The organism is Lactiplantibacillus plantarum, from assembly GCF_014131735.1.
Lineage (GTDB): Bacteria > Bacillota > Bacilli > Lactobacillales > Lactobacillaceae > Lactiplantibacillus > Lactiplantibacillus plantarum.
This window is the reverse complement of the sequence record NZ_CP039121.1, coordinates 1,389,420-1,407,766: the sequence shown is the minus strand read 5'-3', so window position 1 is coordinate 1,407,766 and position 18,347 is coordinate 1,389,420. Positions and strand designations below refer to the sequence as shown.

Annotated in this window: 16 protein-coding genes; 9 read left to right on the top strand and 7 right to left on the bottom strand. The window is 47.4% G+C overall.

The genetic code is table 11. The annotated features are described in order from the left end of the window. Nucleotides 1-39: 39 nt before the first annotated feature. Complete coding sequence (locus E5260_RS06415) at nt 40-3,033, bottom strand: DNA translocase FtsK (RefSeq protein WP_003640258.1); 2,994 nt, start codon at nt 3,031-3,033, stop codon at nt 40-42. 32 nt (nt 3,034-3,065) lie between these two features. Further along, the gene (gene ytpR, locus E5260_RS06410; RefSeq protein WP_003644280.1) at nt 3,066-3,707 is read right to left on the bottom strand and encodes a YtpR family tRNA-binding protein; all 642 of its coding nucleotides are present in this window, start codon (nt 3,705-3,707) and stop codon (nt 3,066-3,068) included. Nucleotides 3,708-3,875: 168 nt separating this feature from the next. Between ytpR and E5260_RS06405 the strand changes: the two genes are divergently transcribed. Beyond that, nucleotides 3,876-4,199: a PepSY domain-containing protein gene (locus E5260_RS06405; protein ID WP_003640256.1), complete on the top strand. Its 324-nt coding sequence runs from the start codon at nt 3,876-3,878 to the stop codon at nt 4,197-4,199. A gap of 143 nt (nt 4,200-4,342) precedes the next feature. On the opposite strand, the gene trmB is transcribed toward E5260_RS06405, so the two are convergent. From trmB to E5260_RS06385, 4 genes are all read right to left on the bottom strand, one after another. Beyond that, the gene (trmB, locus tag E5260_RS06400) at nt 4,343-4,987 is read right to left on the bottom strand and encodes a tRNA (guanosine(46)-N7)-methyltransferase TrmB (RefSeq protein ID WP_003644279.1); all 645 of its coding nucleotides are present in this window, start codon (nt 4,985-4,987) and stop codon (nt 4,343-4,345) included. Between the two features lie 85 nt (nt 4,988-5,072). Then, entirely contained in the window at nt 5,073-5,858 is a 786-nt protein-coding gene (locus E5260_RS06395; protein ID WP_003640254.1) for a phosphotransferase family protein, read from the bottom strand. Nucleotides 5,859-5,976: 118 nt separating this feature from the next. Beyond that, nucleotides 5,977-7,182, bottom strand: a complete 1,206-nt coding sequence (locus E5260_RS06390; protein ID WP_003640253.1) for an ABC transporter permease — start codon at nt 7,180-7,182, stop codon at nt 5,977-5,979. Then, on the bottom strand, nt 7,175-7,912 hold the full coding sequence (locus tag E5260_RS06385) for an ABC transporter ATP-binding protein (protein ID WP_003644277.1): 738 nt from the start codon (nt 7,910-7,912) through the stop codon (nt 7,175-7,177). Before E5260_RS06385 ends, E5260_RS06390 begins: the two co-directional genes overlap by 8 nt. 199 nt (nt 7,913-8,111) lie before the next feature. On the opposite strand from E5260_RS06385, the gene E5260_RS06380 reads away from it, so the two are divergent. The 8 genes from E5260_RS06380 (at nt 8,112) to E5260_RS06345 (ending at nt 16,693) form a co-directional block, all read left to right on the top strand. Further along, nucleotides 8,112-8,564 (top strand): HIT family protein, encoded by a 453-nt coding sequence (locus E5260_RS06380; protein WP_003640251.1) that lies wholly within the window; start codon nt 8,112-8,114, stop codon nt 8,562-8,564. Between the two features lie 10 nt (nt 8,565-8,574). After that, complete coding sequence (locus E5260_RS06375; protein ID WP_003640250.1) at nt 8,575-8,916, top strand: YtxH domain-containing protein; 342 nt, start codon at nt 8,575-8,577, stop codon at nt 8,914-8,916. Between the two features lie 232 nt (nt 8,917-9,148). Continuing rightward, nucleotides 9,149-10,045: a peptidylprolyl isomerase PrsA gene (locus tag E5260_RS06370; RefSeq protein ID WP_003640249.1), complete on the top strand. Its 897-nt coding sequence runs from the start codon at nt 9,149-9,151 to the stop codon at nt 10,043-10,045. A gap of 473 nt (nt 10,046-10,518) precedes the next feature. Continuing rightward, nucleotides 10,519-11,223, top strand: a complete 705-nt coding sequence (locus E5260_RS06365; RefSeq protein WP_003640248.1) for a WxL domain-containing protein — start codon at nt 10,519-10,521, stop codon at nt 11,221-11,223. Nucleotides 11,224-11,241: 18 nt separating this feature from the next. Next, nucleotides 11,242-11,922: a WxL domain-containing protein gene (locus E5260_RS06360; RefSeq protein WP_003640247.1), complete on the top strand. Its 681-nt coding sequence runs from the start codon at nt 11,242-11,244 to the stop codon at nt 11,920-11,922. Between the two features lie 9 nt (nt 11,923-11,931). Beyond that, on the top strand, nt 11,932-12,978 hold the full coding sequence (locus tag E5260_RS06355) for a DUF916 and DUF3324 domain-containing protein (RefSeq protein ID WP_003640246.1): 1,047 nt from the start codon (nt 11,932-11,934) through the stop codon (nt 12,976-12,978). A gap of 59 nt (nt 12,979-13,037) precedes the next feature. Continuing rightward, complete coding sequence (locus tag E5260_RS06350) at nt 13,038-13,409, top strand: LPXTG cell wall anchor domain-containing protein (protein ID WP_003640245.1); 372 nt, start codon at nt 13,038-13,040, stop codon at nt 13,407-13,409. Between the two features lie 5 nt (nt 13,410-13,414). Continuing rightward, nucleotides 13,415-16,693: a WxL domain-containing protein gene (locus tag E5260_RS06345; protein WP_003640244.1), complete on the top strand. Its 3,279-nt coding sequence runs from the start codon at nt 13,415-13,417 to the stop codon at nt 16,691-16,693. 301 nt (nt 16,694-16,994) lie between these two features. Here E5260_RS06345 and E5260_RS06340 read toward each other — a convergent pair whose 3' ends face one another. After that, nucleotides 16,995-18,311, bottom strand: a complete 1,317-nt coding sequence (locus E5260_RS06340) for an FAD-dependent oxidoreductase (RefSeq protein WP_003640243.1) — start codon at nt 18,309-18,311, stop codon at nt 16,995-16,997. Nucleotides 18,312-18,347: the final 36 nt, after the last annotated feature.

Below are 18,347 nucleotides of genomic sequence, written 5' to 3'. Positions count from 1 at the left end.
ACAATTCATCAATCATGAGGTGAATCGCTTTATTTTTAATTATGAATTGGCTTGTAATTTAGTTAAATCTGACGCTGTGAAATAAACATCTCGTGGTTTGGAACCCTTAGCTGCTGAAACGTAGCCGCGACTTTCCAAATCATCAATAATATTGGCCGCCCGATTATAGCCAATCGAGAAGTTTCGTTGCAACTTCGATGTCGACATGGTATCTTCATCAGCAATGTAAGCCAATGCTTCAGGCATCAAGTCATCTTCATTGCGTGCTGCTTCCTCGTGCTTCACTAGGCTGTCTGGTTGAAATTCATAGTGCGGTGCTGCCTGATCACGGACAAACTGAGTGATACTGTCGATCTCACTGTCCACGAACGTCCCCTGCAACCGAATCGGTGCGGGTTGACCGTTGCCAAGATACAACATATCACCGCGTCCCAACAGACGTTCCGCCCCACTCGCGTCCAGAATCGTCCGCGAATCGATCTGGCTGGCAACCATGAAGGCCACCCGCGTTGGGATATTATTCTTGATCAAACCAGTGACCACATCAACACTTGGCCGCTGAGTCGCAACTAATAAATGAATCCCTGCCGCACGGGCTTTCTGGGTGATTCGGGCAATGTAATCCTGGACCTCACTAGAAGCAACCATCATCAAATCAGCTAATTCGTCGATTACAATCACGATATACGGCATTTTTAGAGCCGGCTCGTCATGTTCGTCGGCCAGTTTGTTGAATTGCTCAATGTTCCGGGCACCACCAGCGGCAAGTTTATCATACCGGTTGTCCATTTCATCAACGACCCATTTCAGCGCTGCCGAAGCGGCTTTGGGTTCTGAAATCACGGGTGCTAATAAATGTGGAATCTCGTTGTATGGTGCTAGTTCTACGGCCTTCGGATCAATTAACAACAATTTAACTTGTTGTGGGTTCGCTTTGTACAGAATCGAAACCAAGATACTATTGATGAAGACTGATTTTCCAGAACCCGTAGCCCCCGCAATCAAACCGTGCGGCATCTTCCGCAGGTCAGTGACTTGTGGTTGCCCGAATAAATCGACACCGAGTGCGACCGTCAATGGTGACTTACTGTCGCGGAATTTGTCAGAATCTAAAACTTCAGACAGCATCACCGGCCGCGATTTCGCATTTGGAATTTCAATCCCAATCGTATTACGGCCAGGGATCGGCGCTTCAATTCGAATATCTTTTGCAGCCAAGGCCAATTTCAAATCATCATTTAAGTTGGTAATCTTGCTGACCTTGACGCCACGAGCAGGTTTTACTTGGAACTGAGTCACAGTTGGTCCAATCGTCCAATCGACAACGTTGGCATTGACACCAAATGCGTCCAGAGATTCATCTAACGCACTGGCCTTCTGCTCGATCCAATCATCCATCTCAGATTCATTGGCCACGATCGGTGCTTTCAACAGATTCAGCGGTGGCAAATGATAAGCCGCTAATTCTTTATCCTCAAGGACGGGGGCCGCTGAACCGCCACTATGAACTAACTCAGGTTGTGAAGCCACTGCAGATGTCTCTGACAAAGCGGGACTAGTTGTAACTGCAGAAGTAGCCGCCTGTGACGGTGCCATAGTCACACTAGTCGCTTCCCCACTTTCTTGTGAAGGGACCGTGGATGATGCCACAACGCTGACTGGCGTGGCCGTTGCTGACGTCACAGCAGGACTTGTGCTAGTTGGCCGCATGCCAACCGGTTGATAAGGTTCTTCGTTAACGTGTGAACGAGTCTGCGCAGTACTTGACTGTGGTGCTGCAGAAGCCGCCGTTGTTGGCTGATCCTTAAATAACGCTAAGTCCGCCTGGGCATCGTGCTCAGCGGTCATAATATCCCCTAAGGATAGTCCTAGCCCATGTGCTGACTTGGGTGTCGCACTAGTCGCAGCAGATTCTATTTTATCATGATCAGCAGCCGCATTAACAGTTGCAGCAGATTCAGCAAGCGCGGGATCAGTTGGTTCAAACACTTCTGTCGGCCCTGCCGATACTGCCAAACTTACCGCGCTAGGCGCATTTATGGCGGCCGCCGACGCTGCTAAACTTGGGTCAGTGGGCTCAAATACTTCCGTGGGGCCTGCCGATACTGCCGAGCTTACCGCGCTAGGCGCATTTATGGCGGCCGCCGACGCTGCTAAGCTTGGGTCAGTGGGCTCAAATACTTCCGTGGGGCCTACCGATATTGCCGAACTTACCGCGCTAGGCGCATTTATGGCGGCTGCCGACGCTGCTAAACTTGGGTCAGTGGGCTCAAATACTTCCGTGGGAGCCGTCACTACCACTGAATCATCGGTTTTAGGCGTATTAATTGCCGCAGCCGACACAGCTAATTCAGGAGTGGTAGGTTCAAACACTTCCGTTGGTCGCACAACCGTCGCCGAAGCTGCGGACACCGTGGAATCACTGCCGGTCTGTGACGTGTTAGCCACGACCGTTTGAGCAGCCACGCTCGATGCTGCCTGACTAGTTACCGTTGTCGGGTCAACACTTGAAGCCATCTTCCGTTCCGCTTGACTAAGAACTGCCGAATCACTCGGGTGTTCAACTTGACTCGTGTCCGTCCCACTATCAGAAAGCGGTTGTTGCAAATCAACAGCCGGTAAATCATTAGCTGCTGCATCCGCAAACAATAAGAAGGTCTCGGGCCGCTTATGCAAGCTCGCTTCAATTTCTAAATAATTACGGTCATCGTGATCCTGAATGATACCGCCATTTGTCAGCGCCGCACTAAGCTGGGCTGGTACCCGGGATGGGTGAAAAGTCCCATGGGTGCCACCGTTAAAGAGGGTCGCACTAGTTGCAGCACTGCTACTCGAAGTAGTTGCCTGACTCGTCACCTGCTTGGCGCTAGTTTGACTGGCTGGCCGTTTTGGCGCCGCACTAGGTGCACCAGCAGTCGATTGTGGACTAGCCGATGCCGCTACAGGAGTTGATTGACTGGCCGCTGAATTATTCACTTGTGGTTTGTTAAATCGATATTTCCGGAAAAATGCCGGGCCATCATAATGGTTCATTTTCAATCATCCTAGTTTTTAATATCTGCAAATTAAGCGGTAAATAACGTCTGAGCGCGTTTGAAATCAAATGGCGCACCCACTGGCTGATAATCGGCGGGCAAAATCAAAGCCCCTGGCCGTTGTGGCGCGTTCGGTAATTGTAATTCTCGGCCTGAAACAATCATGCCATCACTCTCAACGCCCCGTAATTCGCCCGGCCAAATAATTAAGCCACTGGGCATCATTGCACCGACCTTGGCAACAACAACCACAATATCCGCCTGCATATTAGGTGAACCACTCACGATTTGAAGTGGTTGATCCAAACCAACATTCGTCTTGGTAATCTGTAAATGATCAGACTTCGGATGTGCTTCGGCTGATTCCACATAGCCGACCACAAACTTAGGGTCAGTGTCTAAAACTAATTCAGGTTCAAAATCATTGGTTTTTAATAAATTATTTAATTGCTCAACTTGTTCGGCCGTTAAGTGAACTTGACCATTGGCATCTAAGTCGCCTAACGTCTTGGAAACGTCAAAGAAATTATAGCCCAAGGTTTCCCCACTGTCAGCATCGCTAATACGCGTCACATTGGCATGTGTTTCAATCGTTTGGGTGGCCGCATCTGGTCGTAAAATGGTGATTAACGTGTCACCTAATTCGGATGGATTATAACTTGTAATTAACATGTGAAACCCCTTTACTCTCATTTTAGCGTTCAACACTATATTATAGCGTATTTTACTTAAATCATACTGATTAATTATGACTTTTCTTTGTATTCTCGTCAATCATTGGTATACTAAATTTAAATAAAACATTTCCTAGTCAAGTTAGCTGAAAGGAGACGCAACATCATGAATAAACAATTACAATATGGCGGCTTGTTAGCGGTTGGGATGGCTGGTATCGCCGGGGGCTTTTCCGTTGGCGGCCTGTTCAAGCGGTTGCGCCGCCCCACCCCTAACCAAATTCTTAGCCAAGTCAAGCGCGCGTTTTTGAAGGAAGCACCGATTGAAGGCTCGTGGATTGAAATGAAAAAATCCCCATTACAAAAGTTCGCATTGCGCACGGATGTCTACTATGGCGGCATTACCCGCTATGAAGATGGTCAGCTGGTACAGTACGAGTTTTTGGCCGATGCCAATACTGGTAGTATTTTAGACATTTACCGGCTTTAATAACTCACAATTGACTATCCGCATCAAAAATCAAAAATGAGCTTCTGGAATTAAAATTCTGGAAGCTCATTTTTGATGTTTCCGACAATTACACTCAATTAAAAAACAGCGATCGCCGACGCGTTTCGCTGTTCTCATTCAGTCTATTTTGCTGGGAAAGTTGCAATAATCTTATAAATTGGGCCCGCCGCACTGAACTTCTGTTCATATTCAGTCTCGACGTTATCCTCAGGTGTGGCAACTGCATGCAAGTCTAACCAAACTTGTTCAAATTGCATCCCAAAGTTATTCATGCTCGTTAATGAAAATTCGAATAGCCCCCGGTTATCAGTCTTAAATTCGATCTGACCGTTGGGTTTTAAGACTTCCCGGTAACTGCTCAAAAACGACTTGTAGGTCAAACGCCGCTTTTCATGACGCGACTTCGGCCACGGATCAGAGAAGTTCAGATATAAGCGATCAACTTCATGGGGTTCGAAAAAGGCAGTCACCGCTTGACCGTCCGCATGTGCCAATTGCAGGTTAGGCAACGGGGCCTCGACTAGCTTTTTCAAAATAATCGCAATCACCGAGGTCTGAATTTCAATGGCAACGTAATTTATCTCAGGATGACGCTTAGCCATTTCAATGATGAACTGGCCCTTTCCACTCCCCACTTCAATCTGGAGTGGCTGGGGTTTGGCAAAACGGCTTTGCCAGCGGCCTTTTAGCTGAGTTGGATCTTCGGTAATAAGTTCGGGATGGGCGGCAATTAACTTTGGCGCCCACGGTTTATTTCTGACACGCATCTTGATTGACTCCTTCTTCATTTGCTTACTCAACAAAATCGCCGCGAATTCCATCTGGGACTCGCGGCGATTTTGTTGCTCGTCGTTACACTTCGTACTGCGATAATTCTTCTAAAAAGATAATTTCATGGTTCATCTGATGGTACTGATTCCGATAATAATTATCTTTGATATTCAATAGTAAATTGATCTTAGCATACCAGACCACTCGCGTCCGTAAGGCGGTCGTCATAGTCTCACCGTATTCACTAAGCCACTGTTGCCAATCACTTAACGGGACATATTCGCATAGTAGCATACTAATATCTGACGCCGGATCCGCAAATCGTGCGGAATCCCAGTCAACCAAGTACAGTTGTTGGCGATCAGATAGTAACCAGTTCTTGTGGTTAAGATCACCGTGACAAACGCGATAATCAGTGGCCGGTAAAGTGGGTGCGGTTCCTCTTAATTCATCCAGAACCCGGGCCATTAACGGATGGTGCCGTAAATCATCTGGTAAATCTTGTAAGTATTGCTGAATAAAGTCTTGTGGGCGGACACTCTGACCACCGACTTTTCTTAACATCCGGTGAAGCAACTCGGAATTGTGCACACGTGCCAATAAATGCGCCACTTCAGGCAGCCGCATTTGTTGCTTCGTTAAAGTTTGACCATTCAACCACTCTTGGGCTGTCAGCGTATCCCCGCTTGAGATACGCTTCGTCCAGATTAATCGCGGGGTAATTTCTTCCATCGACAGCGCCGCTAGGAACGGCGAGGCGTTTCGCTTTAAGAACAATCGTTGGTGATTTTTTTTGCCCATGAAAGCTTTATTCGTATTCCCATAGATCGGGTAAACGTCCCAGCCATCATCAAGTTCGAAATCCATCAGCCCCACTCCTCTCAAAATTTATTTAATGACTCATTATTATTTGACTTAACAATCACATTTTATAGACGAAAGTTGAATCCGTCAAGTCCTTTTTAACCCTTGATACATCAAGGTTTTAAGCTAATCTTAATTTTAAATACCAAGTAACTAAGAGATAGATTTCAATCACGTTAATGATGAGCAAAATCCCAACTTGAGCTAACGGTGCGTTGCTTAACCAGAACGCAACTAAAAAGATTAATCCCGTCAAACTTAACACGTTTCGCAATAACCGCTGAAAGTTTTTCAACCGCTGTTTAGTTGCCAGCGGATAAATGTGCGTAAAAACTATATTATCGTATTGCTTGTAAAACGGCAACAATTGAAACCCAATCAAGTAAATAAATAAGGCGTCCAACGCCATCGCTAACCAACCGTGCCCACTAAAGTACAGTAGCACCGCACCAATAACTGTCAAACGAACCACTAACCCGCTAAATTCCGTGCCGCGCAACATGCCACGTGTATATAGGTAGCCAAACGCATGCTGCTGGTCCTTAGGTAACCACCGTAGTAACCAATCCAGGTACCGACGACGTTTGACACTGCCTTGCACCATTGGTACATCCGTAAATAAATTAAAGAATCGATAAATCCCTAACATACGGTTGGCTTCGGCTTTGATGTCGTCACGCCAAGCAATCACCGTGGTCGACCAAATTCGTTGGTGCAAATAACGTTGTCCCACCGCAATCGCGATGGCCATTGCGGCACTCAACCACGGCGTCACTAATAGTCCCACTGCCAACGTGACGAACGCGCCGGCCCAGTTCAGGGGGCGCAACCACCGCTTCATGCTTGGCTTCACTTGATAGAGATGCGTCACGCTCAGCGTTAACTGGGCATCCTTTAACGCCAACTGGGTGATGAGTAACGCCAGCAACGACCAGCCCGTCATCTGATCAACGATCATGAGCAACGGCACGGTCAAGCCAACAAAAATCACTTGGACTGCTTGCGCCAACCACCAACTGTAGCGCCACGCTTTCACGAAGTACGCATGCATATCCCGTTCACGTGGTAACAGGAAAACGGTATCGGCCGGTTCTAATAACGTTGCGATATGACTGACACTTAGGCCCGCCCATAATAAGAGACCGAGCACCCAGACGATCCACGTCTGCTGAGGGCCAAGCGTCTTGAGCCAATTGGAGTAAGCCAGCCCGAGTCCGCCGACAAAAAACATCAATGCAATGACAAAGTGATCATTGAACACCAATCTTAGGTAGCGCAACATCCGACGCAGATGCCGCTGCAACCGCGTTTGAAATAACTCATTCATCACGGGTCACCCCGGTCAATGAAAGATAAATATCGTTTAACGACTCACCCGCATCCGGATAATTCGCTTTGATTTCAGCAAAAGTCCCCTGTGTCTGTACTTCACCAGCATGCAATAATACAAACTTATCACAAGCTTTTTCAGCCGTGTCCAAAACGTGCGTCGACATAAGGACAGCGGCTCCCTGTGCTTTGACTGTCGCAATCAATGCCAACAAGTCGTGCACCGCCAAAGGATCCAGTCCTAAGAAAGGCTCATCAATAATGAACAACTTAGCGTTAGTGATGAACGCACAAACAATCATGACTTTCTGTTTCATTCCCTTTGAGAAGTTCGCGGGGAACCAATCCAACTTGTTAGCCAATCGGAAAGTTTTCAATAAGTCATGAGCCCGTTGCCAAGCCTGTTCTTGGTCTAAACCATACGCCAGCATCGTCATTTCTAGATGTTCTTTTAATGTTAACTCTTCATATAAGATAGGTGTTTCTGGAATGTACGCAATTTGGCTTTTATAGCTTTGAGGATCTTGTGCTAATGTCACGCCATTGAGCGCAATTGATCCTTTCATGGGCGTCAACAAACCGATAATATGATTAATGGTCGTTGACTTACCGGCCCCGTTAAGTCCGATCAAGCCCACTAATTCACCGGGCTCAACTTGAAAACTAATATCTTTTAAGACGGGAATTTGCGAATACCCACCAACTAAGTGTTGTACCGCTAATGTCATAACGTTAACCTCTTTCTGTGTTGGTATAAGTGCTCCCATTATAGCATAGCCATCACGACACCCTCTATTTGGTTGGCTCATTGATCCCCGACTTTACCGAAACTTCAGTAATTTGTCGTCAATCAAGCTACCTAGTTTTGATTGCCGCAACATCGATAGTGTATAATGAACCCAACTAATAAATAAAGAAGGTTATCACATGACAGCTTTTGAACCAAAACTCGATGACGATTGTATCTTTTGTAAAATAATTAAGGGCGATATTCCGAGCTATACCGTTTATGAAGACGACATGGTCAAAGCCTTTCTTGACATCTCGCAAGGTACTCCTGGTCACACCTTAGTCGTACCGAAGACGCACGTTGCCGATATTTTCGGTTACGATCGTGATCTTGCCAGCATCGTGTTTGCGCGGATTCCTGAAATCGCCCGCGCTATCAAAGCAACTGACGAGAATATCATTGGCATGAATATCGTTAACAATAATGGTGCGGTCGCTTATCAGTCCGTCTTCCACTCCCATTTTCACCTCATCCCCCGCTACAGCGATAAAGATGATTTTCGGATGATCTTTAAGGACAACGCCAAAAAATATGACGAAACCGACTACACTCGCTTACAGAACGCCATTAAAACTGAATTAGCTAATTAGGAGGTCTCCCATGGCAAAGTTTATTCGTAACAGCCTGATCGGTCTGGGTCTCAGTGCTGCTACCTACATGTTGATCAATCAGAAAACACCTAAAGCGCTCTACACAGACATCAAAAGTTACGTGCAAGACGTTTTAGATGCTGCTGATAACTTACAAGACGCACGTGAAGAGTTTAGCGATGCCCAGAGCAATCTCAGTGTTCAAATGGCCCACGCTGCGGAAGTTTTTGATGACATTCAGACTGAATTGGATAAATTTCAATTTAAGATTGAACCCCACGTAACCATCATGAAAAAACGTGCGGATCACTTACAAGACACTTTAGACCATTTAACCAAGACAACCGACTGAGCAAGTAATCGTGAGGTCGCATTAGGCCCACGATTCTTTTGTTTGCTATCTTAACAAGCTGATTTCGTTTAAATTCACTGACGCATTAGGTAGAATTTATGAAGAGGCTGTGAAATCTCTGAAAATTTTGTAAAGATTTCCATATGCATGCAGAAGCTTTAATAGATATGGTATAGTAGTCGTTGAAGTCTGCTAACGCAGAACGATTTCAAGAATAGGATGTGTTTTAGGAATGAAGAAATGGCTCATTGCCCTTGCTGGTGTCTTACTAACCTTCACCTTAGCTGGTTGTGGTAGCAAGACCGTTGCATCAACTTCCGGTGGTAAGATTACCGAAAGCCAATATTACAGTAGTATGAAGGGAACCTCTTCAGGTAAGCAAGTCTTGCAACAAATGATCCTGAATAAGGTGCTCGAAAAGGATTACGGCTCAAAAGTTTCGACTAAGCAAGTGACGAAGCAATATAATACTTACAAGTCACAATATGGTAGTTCTTTCTCAACCGTCTTATCGCAAAATGGTTTGACGACCAAGACCTTCAAGGAACAATTACGTTCTAACTTATTATTGAAGGAAGCCGTTAAAGACAAGGTCAAGATTACTGATAAAGCTTTGAAGAAGCAATGGAAGTCTTACGAACCTAAAGTCACGGTTCAACATATCCTAGTTGCCAAATCAGCAACTGCTGACAAAGTCTTAGACGCTTTGAAGAAGGATTCTAGCCAAGCCAACTTTACGAAGTTAGCCAAGAAGTATTCAACTGATACAACGACTAAGAATGATGGTGGTAAGTTATCAGCCTTTGATAACACTAACACGAGCTACTCATCTAAATTCTTAACGGCTGCTTTCAAGCTGAAGAACGGTGAATACACGACTTCCGCTGTTAAGACCAGCAACGGTTATGAAATCATCCGGATGATCAAGAACCCTGGTAAGGGTAAGATGTCTGATCACACCGCTGATTTGAAGAAACAAATTTGGGACAATGATATGAGCGACTCCACTGTCTTACAAAACGTTGTTTCTAAAGTGCTTAAGGGTGGGAACGTTTCAATCAAGGATAACGATTTGAAGGATATCTTATCGTCATACCTTTCAACCTCATCTTCATCAAGCTCTAACTAATTAAATTAATTAAGCCACCCTGACGTTTAACATGTCAGGGTGGCTTTTTTTGCGTCGTACTAAGTCTAGCGCGTCAAGCATGAATTATTATTGCGCTAGAAATATACGTCTCTATTTAGCAGATCAATCAGCTGACAAGTTAATTATGATTAATCATTTCACGCACACTTCGCTAGTCAGTCTAATTATTCAAAGTCATCAATAAAAATTTATGATTTTATTATCCCCTATCGCCAGCATTGGCGCAAATATCAGTGCTATCACAATAAATTCAGAACCCCCTCGGAACATAATAAGCTAAGACTAATTGCTAATCATTAAATATATGCATAAAAATAGCCGCAACCTAATAGATTATGCTAGCCTTATAGCAACGATAAACGCAAGACAATCTTCTGGCCAGGAGTTGATTATCGTTACCAAACATTTGTTGATCACCGCAGGCACGGACAACCAAAAAGGAGCGATCCATCATGAAAAAAACAGTGCTTACCGCGACCATGTTGTTAAGCTTACTAGGAATGCCCGCCGTCATGGCAACCGCCGATTCAACTGCGAACACAACTACTAATTTGGAATTGACAGAAAATACTGGACCAACTATCCCAGTAGATCCCACTAACCCGGCCAATCCACAAGTTCCAGAAGATCCAGACAATCCAGCTACTGGTAATACTGGTGCTCTAACATTAGACGTGGCTCCTCGAACTTTCGACTTCGGCTCCGTTCAAACTTATGCCGCCGAACACACTTATAAGGCCACGACGACCACTAATGGGCAACAATATTTACAGGTCACCGATAACCGTGGGACCGATGAACAGGGTTGGACCGTAACCGTCGAGCAAGATCAAGATTTAACCGAAACTAGTGGAAGTTCACCGCATGTTTTGACCGGTACCACCATCCACGTACCAGCCGGGATTGCACGTAATAGTCTGGCAACTGACCCTACGGCGGTCGATACCAACCTGACGACTACAGCTGCCGATGTTACCAATACGAGTGGTGCCGTGACCGTTTTTAATACAACGGCCACTACCGGCGCTGGTAAAGGCACTTCGGTTAAAGTTTGGGATCCAAGTGATGTCACTTTGACGATTCCCAAAAACACGGCCAAACCAGGAGCCTACAGCAACACTTTGACATGGACCTTGACCGCTGCTACCCCTAGCTAACCATAAGGAGGGATTGCCATGTTTAACCGCTTTTGTCTTAGTACGGGGTTAGCGATTTTAGGGTTAATGGCAACCAGTTTGACGGCTCTCGGGGCAACGACTAATGGTACCGTGACTTTTCAAGATGATACTAGTGCCACGGCCCCAGTTGATCCCACTAGTCCCAACGTCCCGTTGACAACCACCGATCCGAATAATCCGGCAACTAACAATACCGGAACATTGACCCTCGATGTAGCCCCAAAAACTATCGACTTTGGTACCGTCACTACGTCCAACGCAGCCAAAACTTACACTGCAATTGGCAACTACAATCAATATCTACAAGTCTCGGACAAACGCACCACTGCCAACGGCTGGCAAGTCAACGTTAAGCAAGACCGGACGTTAACTAACGCTAGTAATAATCACGTGCTGACTGGTGCGGTGATTCACCTACCCCAAGGAACTGCGCGTAATTCGCTAAACGAGCCCGCCTCAGTAGCCGATTCCAATTTAGTTGTTGCCCCCAGTGTAAGCGTCACCACCGCTGACCAAGTCGTTTTCAGTGCCCCCAACCGGGCGGGTGTTGGTAAAGCCACTTCCACAAACACTTGGAACGCGGGTGCCGTGACCCTTTCAATCCCCAAGCTGACAGCCCAAGTCGGTAACTACACGAACAACTTAGTTTGGACGTTAGTCGCCGCTACCACTAACTAGGAGGTAATCATGAAAAAATTGATGTGCTTATTCGGCGTAATTGGTGGCTTGGTTTTCATGAGTTGGACCTCACCAAGCGTCCAGGCCACCGCTACCAATGCCGAAGTTCAATATAGTGTTAACAAAATCAGTCCCGGCCAAGAAGTCGATGCTAGCAGTCCGTTTTTCGACCCTAAGGCCAAGGCGGGCACCACTCGTAAAATTCAGGCGCGGGTCTATAACCCGACTGACCAATCAATTACGGTCAAGACCCAGCTACTCACGACATTTACGAATGATTCAGGCCAAATCGCTTACACCCAAACAGCCAAACGATACGATGCCAGCTTAAAATATCGTTTTGATCAAATTGCGACTTTGGCAGCCGGTTCCGATAAAGTCACGGTCCCCGCCAAAAGTAACCGGGTCGTCAGCGCCACAATCAACATTCCCAAAGGATTCGATACCGGTGTAATCTTAGGCTCATGGTACTTCGAAAAAATGGGGCAAGGCGCGAAAAAAGCATCCAAGGGCGTCAATATTAACCAAAAATATAGTTATGCGTTAGCGGTTAAACTGACGGCCAAAGAAATTGCACAGCCTAAGTTGACTTTGGGGACGGTCACTCCCGGATTACGCAACTATCGCAAAGTCGTGCTCGCGACCATTCGGAACCCAGAACCAGCAGTGGTCTCGCAATTAAAACTGACCACTAAGGTCACGAGAAAAGGCAGTTCCAAGGTACTCTATCAGAACAGTAGCGACAACTTGATCATGGCCCCCAATTCGAACTTCACTTACCCCACTTTTTTAGACGATCAAGTCATGTGGGCGGGTGATTATACCTTATCCGTCACCGCAACGACTAACGACTCCAAATGGGCCAAAAAAACTTGGCATTGGTCCCGGGACTTTAAGATTACGACTGAACAAGCACGTCAAAATAATCAAAAAGCCAAGAATGACCCGGCCGCCCCCATCAGTATCTGGTGGTACGTCCTAATCGTCATTGTAATTGCTGGCTTATCCGCCGGAATCGTTTATCTAATTATGAAACGACACAATCGCAGAACCTAAATAAGCAGTTAATTTTAGATTATCTTCTAACTTGGTACTCAAACAAGGAGGTTATCGTTATGGCTAAATTCAGGCGGCTAGTTTTACTATCATTAAGCCTTGGACTAGCCCTCGCTGGTGGCTGTCGGAGTCCCGATGCCCTAGCGGCTACCCCAACTGACACTAGTGTGACATTGACCGACTGGCAAGCCGGGACGGACCTGACAAACTTCCAGCACCCCCGTCCCTATCAATATCTAGCGGTGCCCAACATCATCGCCACTGCTAATCAACAGGCTTCGACTCAGACACCATCATCCGCGGCAATACGTCCAGATAAATCAGTGCTACCACAAACGAATGAAGCCCGCCAACTGTTAGTCTGGTTAGGTCTGTTGACAGCTGTCTTAGCCGGTTGGCTCGTGTGGCTCATGCAACGCCGAAGGGAGTGAGCAATTTGCAACGACCACGAAGATTAATAACGGCTTGGCTCGGGTTACTCGTTCTCTTAATGAGTCTACTCGTTGTCAACGGCGGTGCCATTTATGCGACAGCGACCACCACGGCCACACCAATCAAATTCGAGGAACCACCCACGGAATTAGTGATTGGGCAACCTTTTACACTTCAGTTGGCCGTACAAGGTTCCCAGGAACACCAAGTCATGGTCGCTATTCCTGAGGCCCTCACCGTTGACCAAACTAAAACCCGGCAAGCCAACAGAGCGAGCCTCGCTGAGCTGGATTTTGATGCTGACAACCGGAAACTAACTTTGACGCCATCTGATCCGACAGCCAGTACCACGTTCGATTTGGTATTGAGTGCCAGTGAAGCGAAAACCTACAAAGTGACCGCGGAAGCACTGATTACTGGGCCAGCATTAGCGACCACTACCGCTTCAGCTGTCGCCAGTAGTGAAAAACCGACGACCCACACCATGACCGCTGAACCAATAACTTTCACCGTGGCCGCGGGCTCCGCAGTCGACTCACCTCCTGAAGAAGCCGGCACTGAATCAGCACGTGAGGTCAGCAATGATGCCGAAAGCACCTCTTCGGCCAGTCAAGACCCGACCACTGACGATTCGTCAGCAACAGCAACACAAGCGGCTACCACGAAACGTGATGACAACAATGCCACAAGCAAATCGTCCGAACAGTCGTCTAGTACCACCGCGACATCGGACCCGACTGCTGACAACGACACTGCTACTAGTCGCACAGCGCAGGCTGATTCGGAAGTAGAACGGACACCGAAAGCGACTGCCACCAAAGCCGCTAATGATATCACGACCGCCGCAATCGTGGTCAATCCAGATGGTAGCACGACCGTCTCAACTTACGATGATTTAAAATCAGCGTATACCAATACCGCCGTCACGACGATTAAATTGGGGGCCAACATTACCCACACGTCAACAAGTGCTACAGAATTAGGCACTCGTACCACCAGCCTGACCATCGACGGGCAAAATCACAGCCTTGATCTCGGCATCGGTAACTTCACATTGGGTTCCACAACCACGGCCCAGACAATGACAGTAAAAAACTTCAGTAGTATTCGTGGCGCAATTGCGAGTGGAACAAGTAGTGGTGGCGCCGCCGGAATCATTCAAAGTGGGACCGATGGTGGGGCTAATGCTGGTGGAGCTCGTTGGACGATTACAGTGACCGATTTAATCACTACCAGCGACGTTTACCGCCTCGTCAACGCTCCTGGTAATCAAGTCAATGTCAGTGGCGCAGTCACCGCAACAACCGTCGCTGAAAACATGATTACTGGTGGAATGACCTTTGCCGCCAGCAGTACCTACATCGGTCGCAAGGCGAATAACAGTGCCGCCAACAAAGCTTTCTTCAACTTCACGGCAACTAGTACAGTTGGGACTGGAGACCGTAAAGTCACTATTGGTAGCGCTGCTAATGTTAACTTGCTAGGTAGCGCATCAGACGCGACTCGGGGTATTTTCTATGACCAGTATGATGCCGTCACGGTGGATACCAACGCTATCCTAACCGCCAAGATGTACGGTAACGTCTATCGGGCAGAAACAGCAAACACGTTTACCGCCAACGTTGGCAGTAAGGTCACGTTTGAGAACTTAGCCACAACTAGTAGTAATGCGCTCTACTACACTACCCCGTTGATTCCGCTTGGCAACAACAGTACGTTTACCGTGACGGGTGGTGAGTTGTATATCACTAGTAGTGGCTCAGCCCCCATTTTTGGTGGCTACATGTCCGGTTTGAGCGTCTTGCTAGATTCTCCTAAGGCCTACGACATTAAAAATACGAACTTTGCAATTCTCGTTCAAACGGGGTCAATCGTCGAGACGACCATTAAAAGTTTCAAAATCACGAACAGTAACCTGAGTATGTGGTCATTGTCCTTATTGAACCTGTTGAGCGCCAGTGTGACCTATCAAGGGATCACCGCCATCGAACAGAACGGGGTCCTGATTACCAACAGCGGTAGCGTCTTACCGGGACTACTCACCTTCTCGGCTGCGCGCCGAATTGCGAACACCCTCTCACTGCCGACTGTGCAATTCAGCTCACCGTATACGAGTGACTTGAACGCCCAGCTCGTCACCAATGCCGACAAGAAGGTCCGCGTTCGCGTTATCACCGGTTATACAGAATCGAATGGCACACAAACGCCGATTTACGCCGGAACGGGCACGGCAACCGTCAAGTTAACAGATGATCAAGGCGCAACGCAAAGTGGTACGACTGACAGCAGCGGTTACGTTAATTTCACGTTAGATCATTTTCCAACGGCCGGCGCGACTATGACAGCTCAAGCAACGACCACCTATACTTCAGATCCTGTCACCATAACCGTCCAGGATAAGACGCCACCGACGCCGGTAACCGTTAAAGATGGAAAAATCGTTGCCGACCAAAAAACGATTGCCAGCGGTTCCACGACGACGGCTGGTAACACACTTCGTTACACGGTTAACGGGACCTCCGCAGCTGATAGCAACGGCAATGCCATCACCGCAACCGCTGCCAGTGATGGGAGTTGGTCCCTTGCGATGCCAGCCACCAAATTAAAAGCTAATGACGTCATTCAGATTTTTGTGAAAGATAGTGCGGGGAACGAGAATCCGGTCACCAGTACAACTTATCATGATGCCACGTTTGCCGCCGCTACCCAATACACTGTCGCACCGGCAATCGGCCCGACAGCACCAACTGAGCCCGAGCACCCTGGTACGACCAATACCAGTGGGAGCGAAAACACTGGGACCGGTAATACGGGCGAACTTCGTTTAGACTACGCGCCCAGCCAATTTAACTTTGGCAGTGTCACAACAAGTATGCAGCCTAAAACTTACGCCGCCCAGACAATCAACGGTGTCGCGAAACAGTGGCTCCAAGTTTCGGATAATCGGTTAGCAACTCACGGTTGGACCGTCACCGCCCGCCAGAACAGTCCTTTTACTAGTACTAGTGGCGCCCAACTCACCGGCGCGAAGTTACACATTCCTGCCGGGCAGACCTATAATGAACGCGCTACGGGCCAGCTCAAAAGCTACGCGGTCGATCTCACAACCGCCGAACAACCCGTCTTTGCAGCCCCAGCAACGGCCAACGTGGGGAAAGACCTTTCAACCAACGTCTGGCAACCCACCCAAGTTCAATTGACCGTTCCTGGCAACACCGCCCAAGCGGGCCAAACCTATAACACAACCGTAACTTGGACGCTAACGGCTAACGTGACGAACTAACAATTAAATGTGCCAAACTGAGGCTCCTCGGCCGTACACCTTAAGTACTGGCCCCAACTCTAGCAATTGGAAGCGCGACTTCAAAGCACCATTAGACCACCACAATAATTGTCGATTTCATCACTTAAATTTGACCGTCGCTGGATTGCCCATCATTATTGATGACGCGACGGTTTTTTCCTGTGAGTTCCTAATGAGCTAATCATCAGTAACCACTAGTTTTCCATGTCATATACTGAGCTTAAGCAACACATCAACTTAAAATTGCCAAGTCCGTATAATGGGCTTGGCAATAATCAACCTAGTTAGTGGCTAAAGTTTGTAACGCCTGTAAACTAGCCGTACTGAGTACATCCACCGGCTGGCTTAATCCCGGTTGAAAGAAAAAGTCACCATAGGCTAATTGCTCGAGCGTTGCTCCCATCTGGATTGCGAGCGAAACGGTATTGATGACCGCCGTTAATTCTGCTGTAGACATTATTTGTGCACCTAGTATCCGATGAGTTTTATCATAAAACAACTTAAAATGAACGGTCGCATTCAATCGAGCTGGTGCGGATGCCACCAATCGGGGAACCGCGATGTAAGTTGCTAACACCGGTTGTTGCATACGGACAGCTAGTTGCGTGTTTAGGCCCGTAGCAGCAAAGTAATATCCCGCCGCATTAAGCGCGGACGTTGCCTGAACGCCGGGAAACACAATTCGCTGATCCGTTAACAAGTTATGCGCTAATAACCGACCGGCATGACTGGCCGCGCTGCCTAAAGTGATCCGCTCTTTAGTACCCGTGGGCGTAAACCGAACTTTAGTCGCATCGCCAATCGCGTAAATATCTGGAACACTTGTTTGAAAATAATCATCCGTCTCAATTAATCCCTCAGAATCTAGCGCCAAAGTTCCCCGTAGCCATGCAGTATTCGGTCGATTGCCGACTGCGACAAGGACTAAGTCGGCAGCATACTGACCACGATTCGTTTGTACCGCTGTCACGTGTGTTGAACCTAATACGGCCGTCACCCGCTCTTCCATCTTTAATTGCAGCCCATTCTCAACACTCGCTGCAGCTAAAATTTGCGTAAATTCTGAATCAAGATTGTGACTGAATGGCCGAGCGTTCACATCAATAACAGTTACTTGCTTGCCGGTTTGTTTAAATAAGGCTGCAAAATTCATCCCAATATAGCCGCCTCCAATCACGACCACGTTTTTAATGGCTGCTGACTTAGCGGCCAATTTTAACTCATTGATGCTGGCACGGTTTTGAATCGATCGAACACCAGATAATTCGGCTCCGGGAATCGGTAACTGGATTGGTAACGATCCAACGCTCAATACCAATCGATCGTAATGATCAGTCTGTAATTGCCCCCGTTGATTACGAGCAGTAATCGTGTGGGTCGCTGGGGTAATTCTTGTGACCGTCGTTTGGTCGAATAGAGTCACCTGCTGGGACAAGGCCAACCGCTCTTTTTCAGCATCCGCCGGAGCCCAATCCAAAGCCGTCGCGAATTGCCCGTGCTCGTACCAATGAATCTCATTATCCGTATTAGCTGCTAATAAGCCATTGACCGTTTCGCGGCCGCCATGTGCAGCCCCGACAATAATAATTTTTGCCATATTTTCCGCCTCTGATTACTTAAATTATTGTTAACA

What these genes read in the sequence shown, in the direction of transcription:
- E5260_RS06350 (WP_003640245.1), top strand. Translation starts at nt 13,038, where the DNA reads ATGGCTAAATTCAGGCGGCTAGTTTTACTATCATTAAGCCTTGGACTA.
- E5260_RS06370 (WP_003640249.1), top strand. Translation starts at nt 9,149, where the DNA reads ATGAAGAAATGGCTCATTGCCCTTGCTGGTGTCTTACTAACCTTCACC.
- E5260_RS06355 (WP_003640246.1), top strand. Translation starts at nt 11,932, where the DNA reads ATGAAAAAATTGATGTGCTTATTCGGCGTAATTGGTGGCTTGGTTTTC.
- trmB (WP_003644279.1), bottom strand. Translation starts at nt 4,987, where the DNA reads ATGCGTGTCAGAAATAAACCGTGGGCGCCAAAGTTAATTGCCGCCCAT.
- E5260_RS06375 (WP_003640250.1), top strand. Translation starts at nt 8,575, where the DNA reads ATGGCAAAGTTTATTCGTAACAGCCTGATCGGTCTGGGTCTCAGTGCT.
- E5260_RS06405 (WP_003640256.1), top strand. Translation starts at nt 3,876, where the DNA reads ATGAATAAACAATTACAATATGGCGGCTTGTTAGCGGTTGGGATGGCT.
- E5260_RS06380 (WP_003640251.1), top strand. Translation starts at nt 8,112, where the DNA reads ATGACAGCTTTTGAACCAAAACTCGATGACGATTGTATCTTTTGTAAA.
- E5260_RS06385 (WP_003644277.1), bottom strand. Translation starts at nt 7,912, where the DNA reads ATGACATTAGCGGTACAACACTTAGTTGGTGGGTATTCGCAAATTCCC.
- E5260_RS06360 (WP_003640247.1), top strand. Translation starts at nt 11,242, where the DNA reads ATGTTTAACCGCTTTTGTCTTAGTACGGGGTTAGCGATTTTAGGGTTA.
- E5260_RS06395 (WP_003640254.1), bottom strand. Translation starts at nt 5,858, where the DNA reads ATGGATTTCGAACTTGATGATGGCTGGGACGTTTACCCGATCTATGGG.
- E5260_RS06365 (WP_003640248.1), top strand. Translation starts at nt 10,519, where the DNA reads ATGAAAAAAACAGTGCTTACCGCGACCATGTTGTTAAGCTTACTAGGA.
- E5260_RS06415 (WP_003640258.1), bottom strand. Translation starts at nt 3,033, where the DNA reads ATGAACCATTATGATGGCCCGGCATTTTTCCGGAAATATCGATTTAAC.
- ytpR (WP_003644280.1), bottom strand. Translation starts at nt 3,707, where the DNA reads ATGTTAATTACAAGTTATAATCCATCCGAATTAGGTGACACGTTAATC.
- E5260_RS06340 (WP_003640243.1), bottom strand. Translation starts at nt 18,311, where the DNA reads ATGGCAAAAATTATTATTGTCGGGGCTGCACATGGCGGCCGCGAAACG.
- E5260_RS06390 (WP_003640253.1), bottom strand. Translation starts at nt 7,182, where the DNA reads ATGAATGAGTTATTTCAAACGCGGTTGCAGCGGCATCTGCGTCGGATG.